The organism is Paraburkholderia dioscoreae, assembly GCF_902459535.1.
Lineage (GTDB): Bacteria > Pseudomonadota > Gammaproteobacteria > Burkholderiales > Burkholderiaceae > Paraburkholderia > Paraburkholderia dioscoreae.
The window spans coordinates 510,816-528,542 of sequence record NZ_LR699553.1 but is presented as its reverse complement, the minus strand read 5'-3'; the positions used below and the strand labels follow the sequence as shown (position 1 = coordinate 528,542).

General features: G+C 64.3%; 14 protein-coding genes. 5 read left to right on the top strand and 9 right to left on the bottom strand.

The annotated features are described in order from the left end of the window. Position 1: 1 nt before the first annotated feature. The 4 genes from rsmA to PDMSB3_RS02435 all read right to left on the bottom strand — a co-directional run bounded on the left by rsmA (position 2) and on the right by PDMSB3_RS02435 (position 5,820). A complete protein-coding gene (gene rsmA, locus PDMSB3_RS02450; RefSeq protein WP_007179317.1) occupies positions 2-835 on the bottom strand; it encodes a 16S rRNA (adenine(1518)-N(6)/adenine(1519)-N(6))-dimethyltransferase RsmA in 834 nt (277 codons plus the stop codon). A gap of 170 nt (positions 836-1,005) precedes the next feature. Continuing rightward, the gene (gene pdxA, locus PDMSB3_RS02445) at positions 1,006-2,016 is read right to left on the bottom strand and encodes a 4-hydroxythreonine-4-phosphate dehydrogenase PdxA (protein WP_007179318.1); all 1,011 of its coding nucleotides are present in this window, start codon (positions 2,014-2,016) and stop codon (positions 1,006-1,008) included. Between the two features lie 5 nt (positions 2,017-2,021). Next, the gene (locus tag PDMSB3_RS02440; RefSeq protein WP_165184420.1) at positions 2,022-3,383 is read right to left on the bottom strand and encodes a peptidylprolyl isomerase; all 1,362 of its coding nucleotides are present in this window, start codon (positions 3,381-3,383) and stop codon (positions 2,022-2,024) included. A gap of 67 nt (positions 3,384-3,450) precedes the next feature. Beyond that, the gene (locus PDMSB3_RS02435; RefSeq protein WP_007179320.1) at positions 3,451-5,820 is read right to left on the bottom strand and encodes an LPS-assembly protein LptD; all 2,370 of its coding nucleotides are present in this window, start codon (positions 5,818-5,820) and stop codon (positions 3,451-3,453) included. A 222-nt stretch (positions 5,821-6,042) separates the two neighbouring features. On the opposite strand from PDMSB3_RS02435, the gene PDMSB3_RS02430 reads away from it, so the two are divergent. Together PDMSB3_RS02430 and murU are read left to right on the top strand one after the other, a co-directional pair. Next, entirely contained in the window at positions 6,043-7,122 is a 1,080-nt protein-coding gene (locus PDMSB3_RS02430) for an aminoglycoside phosphotransferase family protein (RefSeq protein WP_007179321.1), read from the top strand. A gap of 3 nt (positions 7,123-7,125) precedes the next feature. Then, positions 7,126-7,851, top strand: coding sequence for an N-acetylmuramate alpha-1-phosphate uridylyltransferase MurU (murU, locus tag PDMSB3_RS02425; RefSeq protein ID WP_007179322.1), 726 nt, complete (start codon positions 7,126-7,128; stop codon positions 7,849-7,851). A 137-nt stretch (positions 7,852-7,988) separates the two neighbouring features. Here the strand turns inward: murU and PDMSB3_RS02420 are convergent, their stop codons facing one another. After that, complete coding sequence (locus tag PDMSB3_RS02420; protein ID WP_007179323.1) at positions 7,989-9,878, bottom strand: ABCB family ABC transporter ATP-binding protein/permease; 1,890 nt, start codon at positions 9,876-9,878, stop codon at positions 7,989-7,991. Positions 9,879-10,162: 284 nt separating this feature from the next. On the opposite strand from PDMSB3_RS02420, the gene PDMSB3_RS02415 reads away from it, so the two are divergent. Beyond that, a complete protein-coding gene (locus PDMSB3_RS02415; RefSeq protein ID WP_007179324.1) occupies positions 10,163-10,558 on the top strand; it encodes an acyl-CoA thioesterase in 396 nt (131 codons plus the stop codon). A 119-nt stretch (positions 10,559-10,677) separates the two neighbouring features. Here PDMSB3_RS02415 and PDMSB3_RS02410 read toward each other — a convergent pair whose 3' ends face one another. Both PDMSB3_RS02410 and PDMSB3_RS02405 read right to left on the bottom strand, forming a co-directional pair. After that, on the bottom strand, positions 10,678-11,010 hold the full coding sequence (locus PDMSB3_RS02410; RefSeq protein ID WP_007179325.1) for a DUF4148 domain-containing protein: 333 nt from the start codon (positions 11,008-11,010) through the stop codon (positions 10,678-10,680). Between the two features lie 188 nt (positions 11,011-11,198). Beyond that, complete coding sequence (locus tag PDMSB3_RS02405; protein WP_007179326.1) at positions 11,199-12,131, bottom strand: LysR substrate-binding domain-containing protein; 933 nt, start codon at positions 12,129-12,131, stop codon at positions 11,199-11,201. A 159-nt stretch (positions 12,132-12,290) separates the two neighbouring features. On the opposite strand from PDMSB3_RS02405, the gene PDMSB3_RS02400 reads away from it, so the two are divergent. After that, positions 12,291-12,905: a glutathione S-transferase gene (locus tag PDMSB3_RS02400; protein WP_007179327.1), complete on the top strand. Its 615-nt coding sequence runs from the start codon at positions 12,291-12,293 to the stop codon at positions 12,903-12,905. Between the two features lie 19 nt (positions 12,906-12,924). Here the strand turns inward: PDMSB3_RS02400 and PDMSB3_RS02395 are convergent, their stop codons facing one another. Both PDMSB3_RS02395 and PDMSB3_RS02390 read right to left on the bottom strand, forming a co-directional pair. Continuing rightward, positions 12,925-16,035, bottom strand: coding sequence for a sensor domain-containing protein (locus PDMSB3_RS02395; protein ID WP_007179328.1), 3,111 nt, complete (start codon positions 16,033-16,035; stop codon positions 12,925-12,927). A gap of 173 nt (positions 16,036-16,208) precedes the next feature. Beyond that, entirely contained in the window at positions 16,209-16,685 is a 477-nt protein-coding gene (locus tag PDMSB3_RS02390; RefSeq protein ID WP_007179329.1) for a nitrate reductase associated protein, read from the bottom strand. 148 nt (positions 16,686-16,833) lie between these two features. On the opposite strand from PDMSB3_RS02390, the gene fdhD reads away from it, so the two are divergent. After that, positions 16,834-17,673, top strand: a complete 840-nt coding sequence (gene fdhD / locus PDMSB3_RS02385; protein WP_007179330.1) for a formate dehydrogenase accessory sulfurtransferase FdhD — start codon at positions 16,834-16,836, stop codon at positions 17,671-17,673. Positions 17,674-17,727: the final 54 nt, after the last annotated feature.

Genomic DNA, 17,727 nt, shown 5'->3' with positions numbered 1-17,727 from the left:
CTCAAGCCTTGTTGGCCGCCACGATCTGTGCGACGCGCACGTATTCCGACACCGGAACGTCTTCGGCGCGGCGCTGCAAGTCGAAGCCCAGCCCTTCGAAATCAACCGAATCGCGATATGCGGCGAGCGTGTTACGCAGCATCTTGCGGCGCTGCGAGAATGCGGCCGTCACCAGTTCGCCGAGCACGCGCTCGTCGACGGCCGGCAGTTCATGCAATTCGTACGGGATCATCCGCACGATCGCCGAATCGACTTTCGGCGGCGGGTTGAACGCTTCGGGCGGCACGTCGAGTTGCTTGTCGATCACGTAGCGGTATTGCAGCATCACCGAGAGACGGCTGAACGCCTTGGTGCCCGGCTCCGCCACCATCCGCTCGACCACTTCGTTCTGCAGCATGAAGTGCTGATCGATCACGCAATGCGCGAACGCCGTCAGATGAAACAGCAGCGGGCTCGAAATGTTGTACGGCAGATTGCCGACAATGCGCAGCGACGCCTTGTCGCCGGGCGCGGCCAGCGAACCGAAGTCGAATGCGAGCGCGTCGCCCGCATGCAGTTCGAGCAGGTCGCCGAATTTCGTCTTCAGGCGGCCGATCAGATCGCGATCCAGTTCGACGGCGTGCAACGGCGCTTCCGGCGTCGCCAGACGCTCGATCAGCGGTTCGGTGAGCGCGCCGAGGCCCGGCCCGATCTCGACCATGCGCTCGCCGCGCTGCGGCCGGATGACGTCGACGATCGAATCGATCACGCCCATGTCGACCAGAAAATTCTGACCGAAACGCTTGCGCGCGATATGACCTTGGTGCCGGCCCTGTTGCTGTCTGCTGGTGGACATCGAAGAAACGCTAAGAAAGAGAACTGCTTGAGAAAAAGAACCTGCTGCTCGATGCGCTTTGTGGCACGAACGCGCCGTGCCACACCCGCCCAGCGGCAGCGGCAGCGGCAGCGTACACGGTAAAAAACGCGCAACGAACCCACAAGGAGTTGCGCCGCCGCGGCGCCGATTCAGCCCGCGCGGCGATGCTGCGCCATCGACACCGCCGTATCGATCGCGGCGATCAGGCTGCCCGCATCGGCGCGGCCCGTGCCGGCCAGATCGAGCGCGGTACCGTGATCGACCGAGGTGCGGATGATCGGCAAGCCGAGCGTGATATTGATGCCTTCGCCGAAGGTGGCGTACTTCAACACCGGCAGACCCTGATCGTGGAACATGGCCAGCACGCAGTCGGCCTGCTCCAGGTAACGCGGCTGGAACAGCGTGTCGGCCGGATACGGGCCGCGCGCGTCGATGCCTTGAGCATCCGCGAGCTTCAGCGCGGGCGTGATGACCTCGATTTCCTCGCGGCCCAGATAACCGTTTTCGCCCGCGTGCGGGTTCAGCCCGGTCACGAGAATACGTGGCGCCGGCAAACCGAAATGGTGCCGCAAATCGTGATCGATAATGCGCAGCGTCTCGAGAATGCCTTCGATCGACAGCGCGGCGGAAACATCCTTGAGCGGCAGATGCGTGGTTGCCAGCGCGACGCGCAACGGGCGCTTGCCGGTGCCGGCCAGCATCATTACCACGCGCGGTGTATGCGTGCGCTCGGCCAGATATTCGGTGTGGCCGGTGAACGGCACGCCGGCATCGTTGATGGTGCTCTTTTGCAGCGGCGCGGTCACGATCGCGTCGAAGGTGCCGGCCACCGCTCCGTCTATCGCGCTGTCGAGCAGATCGAGCACGTAGCGGCCATTGGCCGCGTTCAGCTTGCCCGCGACCGCAGGCGCCGCAAGCGGCCGGTGTTGCAGGCGCACGCGCTTGCCGTCCGCCACCAGCGCGCTCCAATCGACACCCACGGCGCGCGCGCGTTCGGCCAGCAGGTCCGCGTCGCCCAGCACGATGAACTGCGCGTGGGGCCAATGCGCCGCCGCGCCGGCGAGTGCCTGCGCCGTCAGTTCGGGGCCGACGCCGGCGGGCTCGCCGGTCGTGATCGCGATCTGCAACGGTGGGCGGGCGGACTGGGCAGCGGTTGTCATGACGGTTATTGCGTGCTGGACAGCGTGGGCTTCACTTCTACGTATGCGGTGTCGCGCAATTCGCGCAACCAGTCGGCGTAGGCCTGTTCCGCCTTGCGCTGGCCGATGGCCTGGCGCGCCAGATCCATCTGCTGCGCGACCGAGCCTTCGGATTCACGGCGGCCCAGCACCTGAATCAGATGGTAGCCATATTCGCTGCGGACCGGGTCGCTGATCTGGCCGTCCTGCAGGCTGTTCATGGCGCGCTCGAATTCCGGCACCGTCTCGCCCGGGCTGATCCAGCCGAGGTCACCGCCTTGCGACGACGAACCGTCTTGCGAGTAAGTGTGCGCGAATTTGGCGAAGTCGCCGCCCGCGGCGATCTCGTTCTTGATTTCGAGCAGCTTCTGACGCGCTTGCGGCTCCGACATGCCGTCGCCGACGCGCAGCAGAATGTGACGCACGTGCGTTTGCACGAGCTTCGGCGCATCCGAGCTGGTGCCCTGGCCCGTGCGGCGATCGACCAGACGCACGATTTCGAAACCGTCGTTGGTGCGGATCAGATCCGGATTGATCTCGCCCGGACGCAGTGTCGACGCAGCCTTGACGAATTCAGGCGGCAGTTTGGACGGCGAAACGAAACCCGTATCGCCGCCCTTCGATGCATCCGGCGCTTGCGAATTCGACTTCGCCAGCTTTTCGAAGTTGGCGCCGCCCTTGGCTTCGGCGAGCAATGCCTGAGCCTTCCGCTGTGCCGCTTCGATATCGGTTTCCGACGCGTTCAGCGGCGCCTTCAGGAAAATGTGCTGTAGATGCAGGTCGCTCGTCAGGCCGGCGTTCGGGCCGCGCTGGCTGGCAATGTAGTTCGCGACTTCGGCGTCCGAGACCGTGACCTTGCTATCCACTTCCTTCTCGCGCAGGCGCGAGAGCGTGAGTTCGGTCCGCGCGTCGCCGGTGAACGTGCTCCAGGGCACGCCTTGCGCCTCGATCCGCGAGCGGTACACGTCGAGTGTCAGGTTGTTCGCCGCGGCAAGCCGTTCGAGCGTTTTTTGCACGGTGGCGTCGTCGATATTGATGCCGTCTTCTTTCGCCTTCTGCAACTGGATGCGTTCCAGCACCATCTGGTTGAGCACCTGCTGGCGCAGCTGGTCCATTGGCGGAACCGGCGCGTTCTGCTGGTTCAGGCGGCGGGTAATCAGGCCCATGCGTTCGTCGAGTTCCCGCCGCGTGATGACACCGTTGTTGACCACTGCGGCAATGGTGTCGACCGTCTGGCCGCTACTGCCGGAGAGCGCCTGCGCCTGCACCGGCGCAACCGACAGGAAAGACGCCGCGGCCGCAAGACCGGCCGCAAGCGTTGCCAAGCGAAGCTTTTTCATGATTGCCACAGATACTCCAATGATGTCGGGCGCGCCTGGCCCGTCTTTTCGCACTTTATAAATGATCGGGCGAGCGTCATTCGTAATTGGTGAAACGCGATTCCGGCGGCGGCGGCGGCGGCAACGGCGTATAACCCGCCACGCTGCTGCGGAATGCGGTCATCAGCCCGTTGTCGACGCTCGACAAGCCCTTGAACGTCAACTGCGCGAGAAACCGCGTGCTCGACTGATTCTGCCCCGACGTGTTCAGGCCGTTCGCATAGCGCTGAATCCCGGCGCCGAGCGTCCAGCAGTCCGCGTCGTACTGCAGGCCGATCAGGCCGTCGACGATCCGATGCCCGCCCAGGTCGTAATTGAAGCGGCCGACCCCGTACACCCGGTGCGTGAGCGGCCATTGGCCCGAAATCAGCACCTGATTGATCGGCGTGTTGTCCAGCGTGGTGTTCGCGCGGGTGTAGCGATACGCGACGTTGATCACCTTGCCGGTGGCCGGACTGAACCCGAAGCCGATGCTCGTCTTCACCAACTGGTTGTTGTCGGCATTATATTGGAACGCCGTTTCCGAAGCGAAACCGGCGCCGAGCTTGAAGGACGCACCCGCGATCAGGTCCGAATGCGTGGCCTGCGCACTGGTTTGAGTCGATTGCAGCGTGACCCGCTGATCCTGGAAGTAGTACTGCTGCGCGATCACGAAACGCGCCCGTTCGTCGCCCGTGGCCGCGTCGATGAAACGCGTGGTGAGGGCGGCCGTCAGGCGGTTCGCGTCGGCGATCCGGTCGTTGCCGACGAAGGTGTTCGGCGTGAAGATTTCCGCCAGCCCGAAGTCCGAATCGGCGGTGTCGAACAGCGGGGCCGACTGCTGGTTGCGATACGGCGTGTACACGTAGTACAGGCGCGGTTCGAGCGTCTGGATGTAATCCTGACCGAAGATCCGCACCGAGCGGTCGAAGATCAGTCCCGTATCGAAGGAGAGCGTCGGGATCGATTCGGTAAAGTTTTTCGGCGTGCCGGCCGCCGCGTCCGCGGCGCTCAGGTGGTTCAGGTTGTACGACGCAAAGTGCCATTGCACCTTCGGCGTGACGAAGTAACCCGGCCCGACCACCGAATACGAAAGGTACGGGTTGAACATCACCCGCTGACCCTGAGTCATGTCCGCGGTGGTGATGCGGAAATTCGAGTAGTCGGCTTCCGCGCCGTAGTCGAAGCCGCCGACGTTGTACTTCGCGTACTTCACGTTCAACTGCGGCTCGCGGCCGTACGGCGCCACGGACGGCGTGAGCGTCTGCCAGTGCTGTTCGCGCGCGAGCACCGACCACGGGCCGTTGTTGTAGGTCAACCCGGCTTCCTGTTGATACAGGAGCTGGGTGCCGTTCATGAACTGGTTGACCGACGACGACAGGTCTTCCGGATAGGTGTTGTCCGAGACCTTGTTGTAGTAGATGTAGCCGCCGAACCCGTTGCCGAAGTTCTGGTTGTGCTGGATGTACAGCGCGTAGCGGTTGGTCTTGGTCAGATGGTCGTCCGGCAGGAATTCGCCGGTGATCGAGCCGGAATACGTGGGCGACAGATAGCGGAACGTGGACTGCAACTGCACACCGCGCTTGGAGATCAGACGTGGCGTCAGCGTCAGATCGCGATTCGGCGCGATGTTGAAGTAATACGGCACCGACAGTTCGAAGCCGTTCGACGAACTCAGCGAGAACGTGGGCGGCAGAACCCCGCTGCGCCGTTCACCCGAGAGCGGGAACGACAGCCAGGGCGAGGCGAAGACCGGCACGCCCTGGAAGAACAGCACGCCGTTGTGCGCGACGCCTTCGTCCGCGCCGGTGTCGAAATCGAACTCGCTGCCCTTGATGTACCAGGCTGGATCGTCCGCGCACGCACAGGCCGTGTACGTGCCCTTCGTGAAGACCGAACGCTCGTTGTCGAGCAGATCGACGCGCTCCGCGCTGCCCGAGCCGCCCGTCACGTTGAAGTGGTACTTCGGCGCGGTCATGAAGCCTTCGCTCGAATCCACGCGCATATGCGCTTCGGGCCCGACGAACGAGTTGCCGTTGTTGACCACGTGGACCGAGCCGTACGCGTCGGCCATGTCCGTGTCTTCGTCGTAATGCAGCGCGTCGGCCTTGATGACGACCGTATTGCGGCGCACCTCGGCCGAGCCCTTGGCGGCCATGTCCTGGTCGGTGGTGCCGCTCGTCGTGTCGCCGAGCACGAACGTGGCCGGCTTCTGGCCCGGCTGCAGCGGACGTTCTTCGAGCTGCGGAGCGAGCTGCATGCCCCAAGGCGCGTCGATCGGTTGCGGCTGCGCAGCTTCCCCCACCAGCTGGGCGTGCGCAAGCGCGGGCATCAGGCCCGGAGCGGCGATCAACGCCGCGACGAGCCGCCTTTTGCGCGGCACTACGGCACAAGAGGGAATCGTTTGGGAAAGCTGTCTAGGCGGCATGTATCGTTTGGCGAATCGGCTCGTCCGTCAGCTTCTGCAGTCACGGTCCACCGCCTGCACACCCCGACCGTGACAGTCGGCTGCACATCAATATTTACAATCTGTAGAACGATGAGGCGGGCGGTAAAGCGGAATACGCGAAAGCCGGCGTGAGCCGCGTCAAAAAAGTCGTGGGGTATTATATGGCAAGACGTTGCCCCTCTGAATTTGCCGCCGGTTTTCATGACGCTGCCCCCACTCCAAGACTCTCCCGACACCCGTCTCGAACTGCTCAAAGCCTGGCTGCAAGGCCACGCGGCGCGCTATGCGCTCGAGCTCGACACCCTCGTTCCGGCTTCGTCCGACGCCAGTTTCCGCCGCTATTTCCGGCTCGCCGGTAAGGCGGCGGAAGGCGAAAGCGTCGGCACGCTGATCGCCGTCGACGCCCCGCCGCCCGAAAAGTGCCGCGAATTCGTGCAGGTCGCGCAATTGCTCGAAGCCGCCGGCGTGCACGTGCCGCGCGTGCTGGAGGTCGATTTCGAGGCCGGCTTCATGCTCGTCACGGATCTGGGCGCCGCTTCGTACCTCGGCGCGCTGACCGAAGCGCAAAACCGGGATGACCCGCGCCGCGCCCGCACGCTGATGCGCGACGCGCTCGACGCGCTGATCCGCTGGCAACTCACCTCGCGCGAAGGCGTGCTGCCGCCCTTCGACGAAGCCTTCCTGCGCCGTGAGATGGAGTTGATGCCGGAGTGGTTTCTCGGCCGGCATCTGGGCCGCGAGGCCGACGAAAAGACCCGTGGCGTGCTGGACCGCACGTTCGCGCTGCTGATCGCGAGCGCCCGCGCGCAGCCGCAGGTGTTCATGCTGCGCGACTTCATGCCGCGCAACCTGATGGTCGCCGCCGAGCCTGCGCCGGTCAACCCGGGCGTGCTGGACTTCCAGGACGCGGTGTACGGCCCGATCACCTACGACGTCGCCTCCCTGTTGCGCGACGCGTTCCTGAGCTGGGACGAAGAGTTCGAGCTGGATTGCTTCGTGTACTACTGGGAGCGGGCAAAAAAGGCCGGTCTGCCGGTCGATCCCGATTTCGGCGAGTTCTACCGCCAGGTCGAATGGATGGGTCTGCAACGGCACATCAAGGTGCTGGGCCTGTTTTGCCGGATCAACTACCGCGACGGCAAACCGCACTACATGAAGGATCTGCCGCGTTTCATCGGCTATGCGCGCAAGGTCGCCGAACGCTATGCGCCGCTGCGTCCGTTCGCGAGGCTGCTCGACGATCTCGAAGGCCGCGCGAATGAAGTCGGCTACACCTTCTGACCGATGACGATGCACCTGAAGAAAGCGATGATTTTCGCCGCGGGCCGCGGCGAGCGCATGCGTCCGTTGACCGACACGCGTCCCAAGCCTTTGCTCGAAGTGGGCGGCAAGCCGCTGATCGTCTGGCAGATCGAACGGCTCGCGCTGGCGGGCTTTCGTACCATTGTGATCAACCACGCGTGGCTCGGCGAGCAGATCGAAGCCACGCTCGGCGACGGCTCGCGCTGGCAGGTGGCGTTGCGCTACTCGCCCGAGCGCGAGGCGCTGGAGACGGCGGGCGGCATCGTGCAGGCGTTGCCGCTGCTCGAAGATAACGGAGCGAGCGAAGTGTTCGTCGCGGTGAGCGGAGACGTGTACGCGGACTTCGATTACGCCACGTTGAATGCGCGTGCAAGGAAGCTCGCCGCGTTGCCCGAGCCGGGCATGCATCTCGTGATGGTGCCCAATCCGGCGTTCCATCCGGAAGGCGACTTCGGTCTGGCTGAAGGCGCGCTGTCGCTCGAGACCCAGCCGCGCTTCACGTTCGGCAACATCGGTCTTTACGACACCCGCATGTTCCGCGATCTGCCGCGCGGCACGCGGCGCGCGCTGACGCCGTATTACCGCGAGACGATTGCACGCGGTCTGGCGAGCGGCGAGTTGTACGAAGGCTTGTGGGAGAACGTCGGCACGCCCGCGCAGTTGGGGGAGTTGGATCAGCGCTTGCGCACGGCAGGAGCCGGGAGCTAGGCGTGGGGTGCCCGGCGCTCAAGGCTCGAGCCTCGGCGTCCGGCGTCCGGCGTCCGGCGTCCGGCGTCCGGCGTCCGGCGCCTGAGTTTAACGCCGCACCGATTACCACGCGACCACCCAAAAATCGCCGCACCAGTCTATCGCCCAACGTCTCCCGCGCCGACCGTTTCCGCCGACTCCGGCGCCTCGGTCGCGCGCTGCTGCTGCAAAGCCCACATCTGCGCGAACAGCCCGTTCGCGCGCAACAGTTCGGCATGCGTGCCGCGCTCGACGATCCGTCCTTTGTCCATCACGATGATCTGCTGCGCATGCACGACCGTCGAAAGCCGGTGCGCGATGATCAGCGTGGTGCGCTCGCGGGCGATCTGATCCAGCTCGTGCTGAATGGCGCGCTCGGAACGCGAATCGAGCGCGGAAGTCGCTTCGTCGAACAGCAGAATGGGCGGATTCTTGAGGAGGGTCCGCGCAATCGCCACGCGCTGCTTCTCACCGCCGGACAACTTCAGGCCACGCTCGCCGACCGGCGTCTCATAGCCCTTCGGCAACCCCTCGATGAACTCGTGAATATGCGCCGCACGCGCCGCCGCTATCACTTCGTCGCGTGACGCCGAGGGGCGCCCGTAAGCGATGTTGTAATAGATCGAGTCGTTGAACAGCACCGTGTCCTGCGGCACGATCCCGATCGAAGCGCGCAGCGAATCCTGCGTGACGTCACGAATATCCTGACCGTCGATCATGATCGCGCCGCCCGTCGCGCGGTCCAGATCGTAGAAGCGGAACATCAGCCGCGCGAGGGTCGATTTGCCCGAGCCGCTATGGCCGACCACCGCCGTCGTGGTGCCCGCCGCAATGGTGAAGCTCACGTCGTGCAGAATCTGGCGTGCCGGTTCATACGCGAAGTTCACATGCTCGAAGCGCACCTGCGCGCCGCTCACGCGCAGCGCGGGCGCGCCTTCCAGGTCGGGCACTTCCTGCGCCGCGCCGAGCAGCGTGAACATGCGGTCCATATCGGTGAGACTCTGCTTCAACTCGCGATACACCACGCCGAGAAAATTCAGCGGAATATAAAGCTGCAGCATGAAGGTGTTGATCAGCACCAGATCGCCGAGCGTGAGACGCCCGGCCATCACGCCTTGCGTGGCGCGCCACAGAATGAACACGAGCCCGGTGCCGATGATCGCCTGCTGGCCGAAGTTCAGCGCCGACAGTGAGCGCTGCGACTTGATCGCCGCCGTGCGATAGCGCTTCAGGTTTTCGTCGTAACGGCTCGCTTCCCACTCTTCGTTGCCGAAGTACTTGACCGTCTCGTAGTTCAGCAGCGAATCGATCGCGCGTGAATTCGCCTTCGAATCGAGATCGTTCATGGTGCGGCGAAAATGCGTGCGCCACTCCGTGACCTTCACCGTGAAAACGATATACACCGCGAGCGCGATGAACGTGACCACCGCGTAATACGCCTCGTATTTGACGACGAAAAAGCCGAGCACGAGCCCGACTTCGACGAGCGTCGGCAGAATGCTGTACAGCGAATACGAGATCAGTTGCGTGATGCCGCGCGTGCCGCGCTCGATATCGCGCGACATGCCGCCGGTCTGCCGTTCGAGATGAAAGCGCAGCGACAGCGCATGCAGATGGCGGAACACTTTCAGCGCCAGTTGCCGCACCGCGCTTTCGGTCACCTTCGAAAACAGAATCTCGCGCAGTTCGGTGAACAGCGACGTGGACAGCCGCACCACCGCATACGCGACCACCATCAGGCCGACGCCGCCCAGCAGAACGATGCCCGGCGAATCGTTGGTGCGGCCGAGTGCGGTGAGATGCTGCACCGAGGCGAGGCTGTCGACGATCCGCTTCATGACGATCGGCACACCCAGGTTGGCAACCTTCGCGCCGATCAGGCAGCTCAGCGCGAAGCCGACCCGCCATTTATACGTGGCGAGATACGGCAGCAGCGACAGAATCGTCTGCCAGTCGTTGCGCGGCTGGGTGGAGATCGGGGAGAGTTCGGACGAGGGCGTGCGGCGCATGGGATCGGCTGGGGGAGAGTGTGGAAGTGCCGGAGTTCGCAGCGGCGCGCCGACCGCGGCATGCCGGCCCGGCACACTGCATTTTGTCGCGCGACCCGGCTGGGCGCTTTCCCGTACAATTCCTGATCTTTCTATTGTCGCAGAAGCCGGCTGGCGCCGCTTTTCATGGGTTGTCCCGCCGTGGGTGGCACGTTGGCCGCGCGGTTCGTGCCGTACCGTTGTCGTGAATTGCCCCGCCTGCTGGTCCAGCCGACCGAACCAACACGTTTCTCAAGGGTGCCCCGATGACCGATCTTCTTCAACTCCCGCCAAAGCACTGCGCGCTGCGCGTGGTGCCGCAGCCCTCGGATGCGAACGTCCACGGCGACGTGTTCGGCGGCTGGATCATGGCGCAAGTGGACATTGCCGGCTCGATTCCGGCAAGCCGCCGTGCCAACGGGCGGGTGGCGACCATCGCGGTCAATTCGTTCGTGTTCAAGCAGCCGGTGTTCGTCGGCGATCTGCTGAGCTTTTACGCGGATATCGTCAAGACGGGCAATACGTCGGTCACCGTCGAGGTCGAGGTCTACGCGCAACGCATGAGCCTCACCGAAGACCTCGTGAAAGTCACCGAAGCCACCCTGACCTATGTCGCCACGGACAGCGACCGGCGTCCGCGCGCGCTGCCGGTGCTGGATTGAGCGGCTCGCGGTAAACGAAAAACGAGGCGCTCAGGCGCCTCGTTGTGTTTCGGCTTCGGCTTCGGCTTCGGCTTCGGCTTCGGCTTCGGCTTCGGCTTCGGCTTCTTCGGCGCTATGCCTTACTGACTCGCCGCCGTGCCGATTCCCGCCTTCTTCTGCGCGTTCTGAATGTCGCTCGGATAGTTCGGATCGTTACGCGACGGCTGATAGCCGTTGGCCTCCAACTTTTTCAACTCGGCGTTTTTCTTCGCCCGCGCCTGTTTGCGCGCGGCTTTGCGCTGAGCCTTGGTGCTCGGAGCAGCCTTCGATGCGGCCGACGGAATGGCCGCGTCAGAATCGCTCCCCGCCGGGCCACCGCCGCCGCTTTGCGCAAACGCCGGCGCAGCACACGCCACGCTCAGTACAACCAATGCCAGCAACACAGACAGTTTCTTTGCAGGTGACGACGTCATTGTTCTCTCCAGTCGGATTGGCGAATAGTCGACAGCGAAACGCCCATGACCCGGTGCGAGCAGCGAAAAGCGGGCGCAACGCCACGTGAATCGGTGCTTCGTGGTTCCCAGCGCAGTCTGAGATGGGAACCACGAATATATCCGACCGAAGCGTTTTTCGAAAAACGGTTTATGCGAACCGGCACGGGCTACCCCGCACGAATCGCCGTCACAGGTGCGCTGCCGTTGCGCAGATAGGCGTCGACCTCACCTTCTATCCACTGCGCGAAATGCGCCTGCGCGGCATTGAGGATTTCGCGTTGCTGCCACACCAGCCAGTACGGATAAGGGTACGGCACCCGAATATCGGTGATCTGCAGCAGTTCGCCCCGCGCGAGCGCATACGCGACGAGACTGCGCCGTTCGAGCGCGACGCCCTGGCCTTGCAGCACGGCGGCGATCACGAGATTCGAATCGTTCGCCGACAACACCACGGCACCTTCGGCCGGCTCTGCCACCTGTGCCGCCTGACACCAGTCATGCCACGGTGTATCGGGACTCGAAATCAGCGGACAGGCCATCACGTCCCGGGCGGTGACGGGAAGGCGCCCATCTGGCGCGAGCGCGAAATGCGGCGCCGCGACCACCACCATCTCGTCGTCGAACAGCTTCTGTTGCGCGACGTCGGGCCAATGCCCCTGGCCCATGCGAATGCCGATATCGCTCACGCCCTGGCGGAAGTCCTCGACCTGCAAACTCGTCAGCAAGCGGATCCGGTAGTACGGATGCGCGTCGCGAAAGCCGGCGAGACGCGGCACGAGCCAATGCTGAGCGAACGACGGCAAGGTCGTGATCACCAGTTCGCTCTCGTGCGGTCGCGCCTGCGCGCGGCGCGTGGCATGCGTGATATCGCGCAGCGCCATGCGGATGTCGAGCGCGTAAAGCCGGCCCTCCTCGGTCAGCCGCAGCCCGCGCGCCTCGCGCATGAACAGTGCGACACCCATCGACTCTTCCAGCACCTTGATCTGCTGGCTCACCGCCGAGTGCGTAACATGCAGCTCGCGCGCCGCCTGCGTCACGCCGCCCAGGCGGGCGACGGCCTCGAAGCAGCGCAGCGCGGTCAAAGGCGGGATCGGTTTCATGTAAGAAATTCTGACGTAAATCGTCGTTAATTGTCGCTTTTTTTGATGTACGGAGATGCTTAATCTATCGGTTCAAAGCGCCCAGGTCCGTGCCGGCATGGGAACCGCGAGAGCACCGCGGCCCGGGCGCGCCATGATAGATGTTCTAACGGGAATGAGATGAAACTGATCGGAATGCTGGATTCGCCCTACGTACGCCGGGTCGCTATCTGCCTCAAACTGCTGAAGTTCGAATTCGAGCACGATGCGATCTCGGTGTTCAGCACCTACGACCAGTTCGCGAAAATCAACCCGGTCGTGAAGGCGCCCACGTTGATCGCCGACAACGGCCAGACCGTGATGGATTCGACCGTGATTCTCCAGTACCTCGCCACGCTCGCCGGGGCGGACCAGCGGCTTTTCCCGACACGGCCCGACGCCGCCTTGCGCGCCGCCCGTCTCACGGGCCTCGCGCTTGCCGCGTGCGAGAAGACCGTGCAGATCGTCTACGAACGCAATCTGCGGCCGGAGGAGAAGCAGCATGAGCCGTGGATCGAGCGCGTGAGCACGCAGTTGTTCGCCGCTTACGCCGAGCTCGAACGCGACCTCGCGGCGGCGACGCTGCCGGTCGCGGCCAATCAGTTCGACGCGGCCGACGTCACCGTAGCGGTGGCCTGGCAATTTACGCAAATGATGCTGCCGGGAATGGTCAGCAAGACGGCGCATCCCGTTCTGCAGTCGTTCTCCGAAATGGCGGAAGCGTTGCCGGTTTTCCTGAGCACGCCGGCGCAATGAGCATACCGGGCGCAAACGCTCACACCGTTGCCAGTTCGCGCCCCACGCCGCCCTGCAGCAGTTCGGAAATCGCGTCCGTCGACAACGGCTTCGCGAAGTAGAAGCCCTGCATCTCGTCGCAGGCGCGCTCTTTCAGGAAGTCGAGCTGCGCGGACGTCTCCACGCCTTCGGCGATCACCTGCAATTTCAGCGAGTGCGCGAGCGCGATAATCGCCGAGGTGATCGTTTCGTCGTCGCCCGATACGCCGATGTCGGAGACGAACGAGCGGTCGATCTTCAGGCGGTCCACCGGGAAGCGCTTCAGATAGCTGAGACTTGAATAGCCGGTGCCGAAGTCGTCGATGGCAAGGCCGATGCCGAGCGCGTGCAGTTCGTTGAGCATCGACACGGCTTCTTCGGCGTTGCGCATGATGGTGCTTTCGGTCAGTTCGAGTTCAAGGTATTGCGGCTCGAGGCCGGTCTCGTCCAGCACCTGCATGACCAGCTTGGCGATATCGCGCTGCTGGAACACGCGCGCCGACAGATTCACCGAGACGCGCGCCGGCGGCAAGCCTTCATCCTGCCAGGCCTTGTTCTGGCGGCACGCCTCGCGCAGCACCCACTCCGAGAGTGGCCCGATCAGCCCGCTTTCTTCCGCGACCGGAATGAACGACGACGGCGGCACCAGTCCGACTTCCGGATCGCGCCAGCGCACCAGCGCTTCGGTGCCGACGATCTGTCCGCTCACAATATCCACCTGCGGCTGGTAGTGCAGCAGGAACTGGTTGTCGCGCAGCGCGCGGCGCAAGCGCCGCTCGAGATTCAGACGCGTGCCCGCGCTCGCATTCATTTCCGGCTGATAGAACTGGAACGTATTGCGGCCCATGTCCTTGGCGCGGTACATCGCGAGATCGGCCTTCTTCATCAGCGTTTCGGCATCTTCGCCGTCTTGCGGGAAGAGGCTCGCGCCCATGCTGCAGCCGACGTACAGCTCGGTGCCGTCGAGCCAGACCGGTTCGGAGATCGACACGCGCACGCGCTCCATCCACGCGATCAACGACTGTTCGTCGACGGTATCGGTCATCACGATCACGAACTCGTCGCCGCCATGCCGCGCCACCGTATCGCTCGTGCGCGTGCAACGTGCCAGGCGCTCGGCAACCACGCTCAGCAGCCGGTCGCCCACGCTGTGGCCGAGGCTGTCGTTGACGTTCTTGAAACCGTCCAGATCGATGAACACGACCGCGACGCCCTTGTGCTGCCGTTGCGCGACGATCAACGCGTGCTGCAGACGGTCGCGCAGCAGATTGCGGTTCGGCAGACGCGTCAGGCTGTCGTAGTTGGCCTGATATTCCAGCTGTTCCTGATAGCGCATCAGATCGGTCACGTCGTTGATCACGCCGATGTGGTGAGTGATCACGCCGTCCTGATTCGGCACCGGCGCGATGAAGAGCTGATTCCAGAACAACGCGCCGTCCTTGCGATAGTTGCGCACCACCGCGCTCACTTCACGGTTCGCCGCGAGCGCCTGGCGGATCAGCGCGACGCCTTCCTGGTCGCGGTCGTCGCGCTGCAGCAGGCGGCAATCGTGGCCGATCGCCTCGGCTGCGTCGTAGCCGGTAATGCGCATGAACGCCGGGTTCACGTACTCGATCAGGTTGCCGGCCGGCGACGGCGCGGTGATCAGAATCGCGTTGACGCTCGCATCGAGCGCACGGCTTTGCAGGCGCAAGGCAAGGTCGGCGCGCTTGCGCTCGGTGATATCCGTGTACGAACCGAGCACGCCGATCACGCGGCCCTCGCCGTCGGTGAACGGCAGCTTGCTCGTGACCGTGGTGCGGTGCACGCCGTCGATCATCAGATCGACTTCGAAATTCATCTTCGGCACGCCGGTGCTCACTACTTCCCTGTCGTGGTCGTTCAGCAGACTGGAGAAGTCGCGCCACGGCATGTCGGCGTCGCTCTTGCCCACCACCTGCTCGGGATACGCGAGTCCCGCATCGCGCGCGAACGCCATGTTGCAGCCGAGGTAGCGCGACTCCAGATCCTTCCAGAAAATGCGCTGCGGAATATTGTCGATCACCGCTTCGAGCATCTGGTTCGAACGCTGCGCTTCGGCTTCCGCGTTGATCTGGTCGGTGACGTCGTCGGCCAGCACGAAAAACGCGGCGCGGCCCATGAAGTTCAGCGCGTGATACGAAATGTCGGCACTGATCGTCGAGCCGTCCTTGCGCCGATGATGCCAGATACCCGCCATCGTTCGGCCGTGGTGGGTCGCGTCGCTGCGCTGCAGATGCGATTCGAGACGCGGGATTTCGGCTTTCGGCCGGATCGCGCGAACCGTCATGCCGAGAAATTCGCTTTCGGAATAGCCGTATTGCTGGATCGCCGCCGCGTTGACGGCTAGAAAGCGCAGCGTCTCGCGATCGACGATATACATCGGCACCGGATGATCGTCGAACAGGCCGCGAAAACGTTCGTCGTTGCGGCCGAGCGCGCGGACGGTGCGCAGCTTCTCGCGCGCGCTGTTTTCACGGGCGCCGAACGTGTAGATCAGCAGCACGCTGCCGGCCAGCATCGTCACGATCAGCAGGAACATCGCCCGCTGGGTTTCGCTCGCCGACGCCGCGAGCGAGGCCCGCAAGGCGCGGTTCTCCTCGCCGCGCAGCGCGGCCAGCGCGGCTTCGACGCGATCCAGGCCGAGCCCGAGATGGGTGTAGGTCGAGGCCGCCCATGCGCGCGAGGCGCTCGCGCCGGAGTCGGCGCTCCTTAGCAGCGCGTGGTCGATGTCGTGTTGCAACGCATGGCTGTCCGCACTCAGCTTGGCGAGCGCGTCGAGCATGGCGGGTTCGCCGGCAAGTTCACTGCGCAGGTCGCGCTCCAGACGCGTGAGCGTCGCGGCCATGCCGGTCGCAGCGCCGGCCGGCGCGGACTCGCCCGACGTCTCGAAGCGGCCGAGCGCGGCAAGGCCGCCGTCGAGCGCCGACTGGTAGGCGTCGAGGTTCTGGCGCACGCTCGTGGACCGCAGCATGCGCGCGTCGGCATCGCGTTGGCCGCAAATCTGCGTGTAGGCGACGAACGCGTTCGCGCCGACCGCCGCGGCGACGACCGCTATATTGATCAGCAGCCGCTTCGATAGAAAAGGAGTCATGGATTCCGAACGTCAATCGTTCTGCCGGCGGGAGCGCGCGGTCGCTTTCGATGCATCGGGCCGCATCGATACGAGTTTCTTTACGCGCCAACCCTTGGATAACGGCAGGGTTCGGAACAGGTTGAGGGTAGTGGATGAAAAAAACGTGTCCGGCAGCACCTGGCCGGCTGCACCTAACCGACCGCACCGAACTCCTTCATGGCCGGGACGAAGTCGTGGTTGGCCTCCGGCTTGCGCGACAGCTTGGCGAGCACGTAGCGCTTGAACGGCGCCAGTTCGGCCCAGCGGGCCACGCCCGGCGCGGCGATGCCGGCCAGTTGCGCCTGATGCGCGATGCCCTCCGGCACGCTATCCGTGCGACGCCAGGCCGGCGCTTCCTCGGGCGTGAACCACTCCGGCTCGACGTTCGCGTGGGTGCGCAGCATTTCGAACAGGGCATGATCGAAGTTCGGCTCGATTTCCGCGTCTTCCTCGACGGGGAAGCGCGCCAGCAGCTTGCGGTCTTCGAGCGGCAGTTGCTGCCATTGCTGGAGCGAGATGCGCAGCCCGAACCGGTCGAGGTTGAAGCGCACCGACATCGGGATAAACGTGAAATTCTCCGAAGACTCGACCTCGAAGTTGAACAGAAGCGGCGCTTCGTTGAGTCCCATGACAGTGTCCCTCGTGGATGGCGGGCAACGCGCAAGCCCGGCTTGAGGTATTTTAGAACCTTATTCGCGCGACGGCGGCGCGGTCTGGCGGCAACGCACGAGCCCGCCGGCCGCTCACGCGGGCGCAGCATGGCAAAGGAGTACTAGCTTGAACGAACTGGAAACAGCCGGGCAGCCGGGCGCGGTGGAGCGCCAGGTGCGCCGGCATCGCGGCGCGGAGGTCGAAACCGTCACCGACCACGTCGGTCAGGAATGGCCGGTGGCGCTCGTCTTCAACGGCATTTCGCACGCGGTGATGATGTGCACGCCGCGCGATCTGGAAGCATTCGCGGTCGGATTCGCCATTTCCGAGGGGATCGTGGAGCGCGGCAGCGACATTCAGGATATCGAGGTCGAACTGCATGACGACGACCAATTGCCGCACGCCGAAGTGCAGCTACAGGTGGTGCAGCAGGCATTCGTCGCACTCAAGGAAAAGCGCCGCGCGCTTGCCGGGCGCACCGGTTGCGGCGTGTGCGGCATCGAAAGCATCGATCTGCTGGATCTGGAACCCGAACGTGTGCCGGACACCGGCTTTCTGCAACGGCTCGCGCCGGACGCGATCGCGCGCGCCGCCCGCGAGTTGCCCGAGCATCAGGCGTTGACGCGGCTGACCGGCGGTTTGCACGCCGCCGCATGGTGCGACGCGGCGGGCGCGATCCGCTACGCGTTCGAGGACGTGGGTCGCCACAACGCGCTCGACAAGCTGATCGGCCAGCTCGTGCTCGATCGCGTGGACACCCAAGAGGGTTTCGTGTTTCTGTCGAGCCGCGCCAGCTACGAGCTGGTGCGCAAGGCCGCGCGCGTCGGCGTGCCGATGGTCGCCACGATCTCGGCGCCGTCTTCGCTGGCTATTGCGATTGCCCGCAAAGCAGGCGTGCGGCTGGTGAGCTTCTGCCGCGAAAAGAGCTACGTCGACTACGACACGTTGCAGCCGGCGCAGCTTTGAACGGCGGCGCGCCTGACCTGCGAGCGGGCGGAACGTCCAGCTATGCAAACAGCT

Excerpts from the sequence above, each read along its gene's own strand:
- PDMSB3_RS02420 (WP_007179323.1), bottom strand. The coding sequence starts at position 9,878 with ATGCGCCGCACGCCCTCGTCCGAACTCTCCCCGATCTCCACCCAGCCG.
- PDMSB3_RS02390 (WP_007179329.1), bottom strand. The coding sequence starts at position 16,685 with ATGGGACTCAACGAAGCGCCGCTTCTGTTCAACTTCGAGGTCGAGTCT.
- PDMSB3_RS02435 (WP_007179320.1), bottom strand. The coding sequence starts at position 5,820 with ATGCCGCCTAGACAGCTTTCCCAAACGATTCCCTCTTGTGCCGTAGTG.
- PDMSB3_RS02430 (WP_007179321.1), top strand. The coding sequence starts at position 6,043 with ATGACGCTGCCCCCACTCCAAGACTCTCCCGACACCCGTCTCGAACTG.
- PDMSB3_RS02410 (WP_007179325.1), bottom strand. The coding sequence starts at position 11,010 with ATGACGTCGTCACCTGCAAAGAAACTGTCTGTGTTGCTGGCATTGGTT.
- rsmA (WP_007179317.1), bottom strand. The coding sequence starts at position 835 with ATGTCCACCAGCAGACAGCAACAGGGCCGGCACCAAGGTCATATCGCG.
- PDMSB3_RS02405 (WP_007179326.1), bottom strand. The coding sequence starts at position 12,131 with ATGAAACCGATCCCGCCTTTGACCGCGCTGCGCTGCTTCGAGGCCGTC.
- pdxA (WP_007179318.1), bottom strand. The coding sequence starts at position 2,016 with ATGACAACCGCTGCCCAGTCCGCCCGCCCACCGTTGCAGATCGCGATC.
- PDMSB3_RS02400 (WP_007179327.1), top strand. The coding sequence starts at position 12,291 with ATGAAACTGATCGGAATGCTGGATTCGCCCTACGTACGCCGGGTCGCT.
- PDMSB3_RS02415 (WP_007179324.1), top strand. The coding sequence starts at position 10,163 with ATGACCGATCTTCTTCAACTCCCGCCAAAGCACTGCGCGCTGCGCGTG.
- murU (WP_007179322.1), top strand. The coding sequence starts at position 7,126 with ATGACGATGCACCTGAAGAAAGCGATGATTTTCGCCGCGGGCCGCGGC.
- PDMSB3_RS02395 (WP_007179328.1), bottom strand. The coding sequence starts at position 16,035 with ATGACTCCTTTTCTATCGAAGCGGCTGCTGATCAATATAGCGGTCGTC.